Source organism: Mesorhizobium sp. ES1-4, from assembly GCF_020164745.1.
In the GTDB taxonomy this organism is placed as follows: Bacteria; Pseudomonadota; Alphaproteobacteria; order Rhizobiales; family Rhizobiaceae; genus Mesorhizobium.
In genome coordinates this window covers 1-1,031 of record NZ_JAIUGV010000046.1, presented here as the reverse complement: position 1 = coordinate 1,031, position 1,031 = coordinate 1, and the positions used below count along the sequence as shown (strand labels likewise).

1 protein-coding gene is annotated in these 1,031 nt (G+C 58.6%); it reads left to right on the top strand.

Going from position 1 to position 1,031, the window contains the following annotated elements; genetic code table 11:
* Window positions 1–65: 65 nt before the first annotated feature.
* Window positions 66–1,017 (top strand): IS630 family transposase gene (locus LB556_RS31550; protein ID WP_224571287.1). Its coding sequence is split into 2 segments (ribosomal slippage): window positions 66–401 and window positions 403–1,017, totalling 951 coding nucleotides; the frame shifts between segments, so codons are not numbered across the junction.
* Window positions 1,018–1,031 lie beyond the last annotated feature (14 nt).

Genomic DNA, 1,031 nt, shown 5'->3' with positions numbered 1-1,031 from the left:
TTTAAAGGATTCAGGATTCCCCTTGGTTTGAGTTCGTGATTCATTGCGGTTGAAAGGAGATCGCAATGGGCAAGCCGCTACCGCTTGAGTTGCGTCGGCGTGTTGTTGCGTATGTGGATGAAGGCCATGGTCACCGCGAGGCTGCGCGCCATTTCCGCGTTTCGCCTCGCTTTGTGAACAATCTGATCAACCTGCGCCGGCAGACCGGTTCGCTTGAAGCGCGCCAGCAAGGCCATGTGGGCGGCGGGAAGCTTGGGCCGCATGCCGAGTTTGTCCGCTTGCGATTGGCCGAGACCGGTGAAATGACGCTTGATGAGCTTTGCGTCGAACTGGAGATGCGTGGAGTGAGCGTGCACCGTTCCAATGTCGGGCGCCTGCTCAACCGCCTGGGGCTCAGTCATAAAAAAAACTCTACAGGCCAGCGAACAGCAGCGGGCCGACGTGCGCCAAGCGCGTGAACTGTGGATGGGGCGGCGAAACCGCTTCTTCAACAAGGCTTTGGCGCGGCTGATCTTCATTGATGAGACGTCGACCAACACCAAGCTGACCAAACGCACCGGCTGGGCGCCGAAGGGCGAGCGCTTCAGGACGCATGCGCCATTCGGCAAATGGCAGACGCAGACCTTCATTGCCGGGCTGCGATGCCATGGTTTGGTCGCGCCGTGGATCGTCAACGCACCGATGAATGCCGCCATCTTCGAACACTACGTCGAGACCCAACTCGCCCCCGAACTGTCACCCGGCGATGTCGTCATTCTCGACAATGTCGGCTTCCACAAGAACGAACGCGCCGCGCAACTGGTTCGCCAAAGGGGCGCCTGGATGCTGTTCCTGCCGCCATACTCACCTGATCTCAACCCGATCGAGATGGCCTACTCAAAACTCAAGGCGCGGCTGCGAAAGAAGGCAGCCAGAACCTTCGACGCGCTCTGCCAGGCTCTCGGCGATATCTGCAATTTGTTCGAGCCAGCCGAATGCAGAAACTTCTTCAAAGCTGCCGGATATGAGGCCAATTAATCGCGACACGCTTT